The 4727-nt window shown below is 66.4% G+C and carries 2 protein-coding genes; one reads left to right on the forward strand and one right to left on the reverse strand.

What is annotated here, in order from left to right; genetic code table 11:
* Nucleotides 1–225 precede the first annotated feature (225 nt).
* The gene (gene uvrA, locus DBR12_RS08745) at nt 226–3366 is read right to left on the reverse strand and encodes an excinuclease ABC subunit UvrA (RefSeq protein ID WP_369861425.1); all 3141 of its coding nucleotides are present in this window, start codon (nt 3364–3366) and stop codon (nt 226–228) included.
* Here uvrA and DBR12_RS08750 point away from each other — a divergent pair.
* Entirely contained in the window at nt 3365–4432 is a 1068-nt protein-coding gene (locus tag DBR12_RS08750; protein WP_108616897.1) for a helix-turn-helix domain-containing protein, read from the forward strand. The two genes, uvrA and DBR12_RS08750, sit on opposite strands and share 2 nt — an antisense overlap.
* Nucleotides 4433–4727 lie beyond the last annotated feature (295 nt).

Raw genomic sequence — 4727 nt, forward strand, 5'->3', positions numbered from 1 at the left:
CCATGTGCACAGCCTGGGTGGCCGCGCCGAAGTGCTGCCGCAGGACCTGAGCCACGGCGAAATCAACGCCCAGCTGGGGCTGGAGAGCCCCTACACCCGGGCCGTGGAGGCCTTCATGGGCTCACTGGACGCCGAGGTGGCGCGGCGCCTGCCATAAGGCGCCTGCACAATTACTATTATTTTTATAGCATCAAAAGCAGATCTATCGAGCGCAAACGGCCATTTTCATTGCAATTTTGACTGCAGATAGGGCGCGAGGTACCGCCCCGTGTGGCTGGCCGGGTTGGCGGCCAGCTCCTCGGGTGTGCCCACGCCCACCACAGTGCCGCCGCCCGCACCGCCCTCGGGGCCCATGTCGATGAGCCAGTCGGCGGTTTTGATCACGTCCAGGTTGTGTTCGATGATGACAATGGTGTTGCCCGCATCGCGCAGCTGGTGCAGCACGCGGAGCAAGAGATCAATATCGGCAAAGTGCAGGCCGGTGGTGGGCTCGTCCAGGATGTAGAGCGTGCGGCCCGTGTCGCGCTTGCTCAGCTCCTGCGCCAGCTTCACGCGCTGCGCCTCGCCGCCCGACAGCGTGGTGGCGGCCTGGCCCAGGCGGATGTACGACAGGCCCACATCCAGCAGCGTCTGCAGCTTGCGGGCTATTGATGGCACGTCCTTGAAGTAGGCCGCTGCGTCTTCCACCGTCAGCTCCAAAATTTGGGCGATGTTCTTGCCCTTCCATTGCACTTCCAGTGTCTCGCGGTTGTAGCGTTGGCCGTGGCAGATGTCGCAGGGCACGTACACATCGGGCAAGAAGTGCATCTCCACCTTCACCACCCCGTCGCCCTGGCAAGCCTCGCAGCGGCCACCACCAGCCGATTGCGACACGTTGAAGCTGAAGCGCCCGGGGCCGTAGCCACGCTCCTTGGCGGTGTTGGTCTCGGCCATCAGCTCGCGGATGGGGGTGAACAGGCCGGTGTAGGTGGCCGGGTTGCTACGCGGCGTGCGGCCAATGGGGCTCTGGTCTACGTTGATGACCTTGTCGAAATACTCAATGCCCACGATCTCTTCGTGCTCGGCAGGTTCTTCATGTGCGCGGTGAATCTGCCGGGCCACGGCGGCATACAGCGTGTCGTTCACCAGCGTGCTCTTGCCCGACCCCGAGACCCCCGTCACGCAGGTGAGCAGCCCCACGGGGAAGTCCACTGTGACGCCCTTGAGGTTGTTGCCCGTGGCGCCCACCACGCGCAGCGCCTGCACGGCACCCTGGCGCGCATGGTGCTCGGCCATGCGTTCGGCGCGGCGCTTGCTGGCCTCAGTCTGCGGAAAGCGCGATTTGGTCTTTGTCTCCACCACGGGCGCAGGCTGGTCCAGCACCGGCAGCCAGGGCGTGCGACGCTTGGGCACGGCAATGGTGCGGGTGCCTGAGAGGTACTGGCCGGTGAGCGACTGCGCATTGGCGCGCACTTCGTCGTACGTGCCCTGCGCCATCACCCGCCCGCCGTGCACGCCCGCGCCGGGGCCCATGTCGATCACATGGTCGGCGGCGCGCATCATGTCTTCGTCGTGCTCCACCACGATCACGCTGTTGCCGATGTCGCGCAGGTGTTTGAGGGTGGCGATCAGCCGGTCGTTGTCGCGCTGGTGCAGGCCGATGCTGGGCTCGTCCAGCACATACATCACGCCCGTCAGGCCCGAGCCGATCTGCGACGCCAGGCGGATGCGCTGCGCCTCACCGCCCGACAGCGTTTCGGCGCTGCGGTCCAGGCTCAGGTAGCTCAGGCCCACGTCGTTCAAGAACTGCAATCGCGTGGCGATCTCGCGCACCACCTTGTCGGCAATCTCGGCCTTGGCGCCGGTGAGCTTCAGCGCGTGGAACCACGCGTGCGCGTCGCTCAGCGTGGCATGGCTCACTTCGTAGATGGCGCGGGCCTGCTCGCCTTCGCCCACCTTCACATGGCGGGCCTCGCGGCGCAACCGCACGCCGTGGCATTCGGGGCAGGGCTGGGTGCTGCGAAAGCGCGCCAGGTCTTCGCGTACGACCACCGAATCGGTCTCGCGGTAGCGGCGGGCCATGTTGGGGATGATGCCTTCGAAGGGGTGCTTCTTGGTCACGGTCTTGCCCTTCTGGGCGCCGCTGTCCAGGATGTAGCTGAAGGCGATTTCTTCCTCGCCCGAGCCGTGCAGGATGGCGTGCTGCACGGGGGCAGGCAGCGATTCAAACGGCGCTTCGATGTCAATCGCGTAGTGCTTGGCCAGGCTCTCCAGCATTGCAAAGTAATAGCCGTTGCGCCGGTCCCAGCCCTTGATTGCGCCGCTGGCCAGGCTCAACGTGGGGAAGGCCACCACCCGGGTGGGGTCAAACACCTCGCGCTGGCCAATGCCGTCGCACGCCGGGCAGGCACCCATGGGCGAGTTGAACGAGAACAGGCGCGGCTCCAGCTCGGCCAGTGAATAGCTGCACACCGGGCAGGCAAATTTGCTGCTGAACAGGTGCTCCTGCCCCGTGTCCATCTCCAGCGCCAGCACGCGGCCATTGCCGTCGTGGCCGCCCACCCGCAGAGCGGCCTCAATGCTTTCGGCCAGGCGCTGCTGCAGGTCGGCACGCACCTTCACGCGGTCGATCACCACGTCAATGTCGTGCTTCTCGGTCTTCTTGAGTTGCGGCAGGCTCTCGTGCTCGTAGATTTGCCCATCCACCCGAAAGCGGATGTAGCCCAGCGCCTGCATCTGCGCAAAAAGCTCGGTGAACTCGCCTTTTTTCTCTCGCGCCACGGGGGCGAGGATCATCAGCTTGGTGTCCTCGGGCAGCGCCAGCACGGCGTCCACCATCTGGCTCACCGTCTGCGCCGCCAACGGCAGGCCGTGGTCCGGGCAGAACGGCGTGCCCGCGCGGGCGTACAAGAGGCGCAGGTAGTCGTGGATCTCGGTCACCGTGCCCACGGTGGAGCGCGGGTTGTGGCTGGTTGCCTTTTGCTCAATGCTGATGGCGGGCGAAAGGCCTTCGATCAGGTCGACATCGGGTTTGTCCAGCCGCCCCAGAAACTGCCGCGCATAGGCCGACAGGCTCTCCACATACCGCCGCTGGCCCTCGGCATACAGCGTGTCAAACGCCAGGCTCGATTTGCCCGAGCCCGACAGCCCCGTGATCACCACCAGCTGGTTGCGCGGAATGTCGAGGTCAATGTTCTTGAGGTTGTGCGTGCGCGCCCCCCGGATGCTGATGCGCTGCTCGCGCAGGGCGCGGGCGAGGTACACACCATCGGCGGATCGGTCGTCGGCAATGGAGGGAGGGGTCACGGGCGGGCTCGGTGCGGGGAAAACCCACCATGATAGGTCACCAGCCCTTTGTGCGCGGCCCCCACATAATAGGCGCACCATGACCGCCCCGCAGCCCCTTCCGTCCACCCTGTTCACCACCGACCAGCAGGCGGGAGAAGCACGGTTTGAGGCGTGGCGCCAAAGCATCTCGGTGGTGTTTGACGTGGCGCCACTCGTACCGCAAAGCATTGCGACCTTCCAGGCCACCGTGCATGCAACCCATCTGGGGCATCTGCTGGTGGGTGACCTGCACTTCGCGGGGCAACAATTTTTGCGTGCGCAGCCCCGTGTGGTGCGCGACGGGCTCGACCATTACCTGGTGCAGTGGTACCGCACCGGCGGCTTTGTGGGCCAGCGCGACGGGAACACAGACATCGAGGTGCGCCCTGGCGACATCGCCATCCTGGACCTGGGCCGCACTCTGCGCACTTTTGCACGCGCCTCGCATGTGATGACGCTGATTGTGCCGCGCGAGCTGCTCCACGAATCCCTGGGGGTGCGCGACTCTGACCTGCACGGCACCGTGCTGCGCGGCGGCTCGGCGCTGGGTGGCTTGCTGAGCGACCACCTGCTGTCGCTGCAGCGCCGTCTGCCCGGTATTGCGCTGGACGATGCACCCGCCGTTGCACGCGCCAGTGTGCAGATGCTGGCGGCCTGCGTGCAGCCCAGCGCCCGCACGCTGCATGGCGCCCAGGACGCCATCGAGGGGGTGACGCTGCAGCGCATCCAGCAGCACATCCACCGCCACCTGGGGGCCGACCTGAGCGCCGACGCCCTGTGCCGCACTTTTGGACTCTCGCGCAGTACGCTGTATCGCCTGTTCGAGCCCTTGGGCGGGGTGGCCCACCATGTGCAGCAGCGTCGGCTGCTGGCGGCCTATCAGGCGCTGGCCAACCCGGCCAACCAACGCCTGCGCGTGGCCGAGGTGGCCACGCGGGTGGGTTTTACAAGCAATGCCCATTTCAGCCGGGCGTTCCGCACGGCGTTTGGCATTGCGCCCTCGGAGGTGCGGTCACACAGCGGCACGGGTGCAGGGGCGCCCTATCTGCCCACGGAGCAGGGTAGCTCTGCCGAGTACGCCGCCTGGGTGCGGGGCCTGCAAGTGGCGGGCACCACCGCCTACTGATCCCCTCTCCATGCCCGCCGGGGCGGTGCAGGCGCGTGGGACACAAGGTCAACAAAACGCAAACACAGAGGCAAACCATGGCCGGGGGGCCGCCCTAGCATGGCCACAAGCCCTGTGCTACTGACCTGCCCCCATGTATACCGCTTTTGCATCACGGCCTCAGACTCCTACGTCACGCACTGCGCGCACCGCCATGCCCACCAGCCCCCGGGCCTGGGCGGCATTGCCCGCAGTGGTGGCCCTGAGCACGGTCCTGGTGGCTGGGGCCAGGGCCGAGACCCCGCCGCCATCACCC

The organism is Acidovorax sp. HMWF029 (assembly GCF_003060895.1).
GTDB lineage: Bacteria > Pseudomonadota > Gammaproteobacteria > Burkholderiales > Burkholderiaceae_C > Acidovorax.

Excerpts from the sequence above, each read along its gene's own strand:
- DBR12_RS08750 (WP_108616897.1), top strand. The coding sequence starts at position 3,365 with ATGACCGCCCCGCAGCCCCTTCCGTCCACCCTGTTCACCACCGACCAG.
- uvrA (WP_369861425.1), bottom strand. The coding sequence starts at position 3,366 with ATGGTGCGCCTATTATGTGGGGGCCGCGCACAAAGGGCTGGTGACCTA.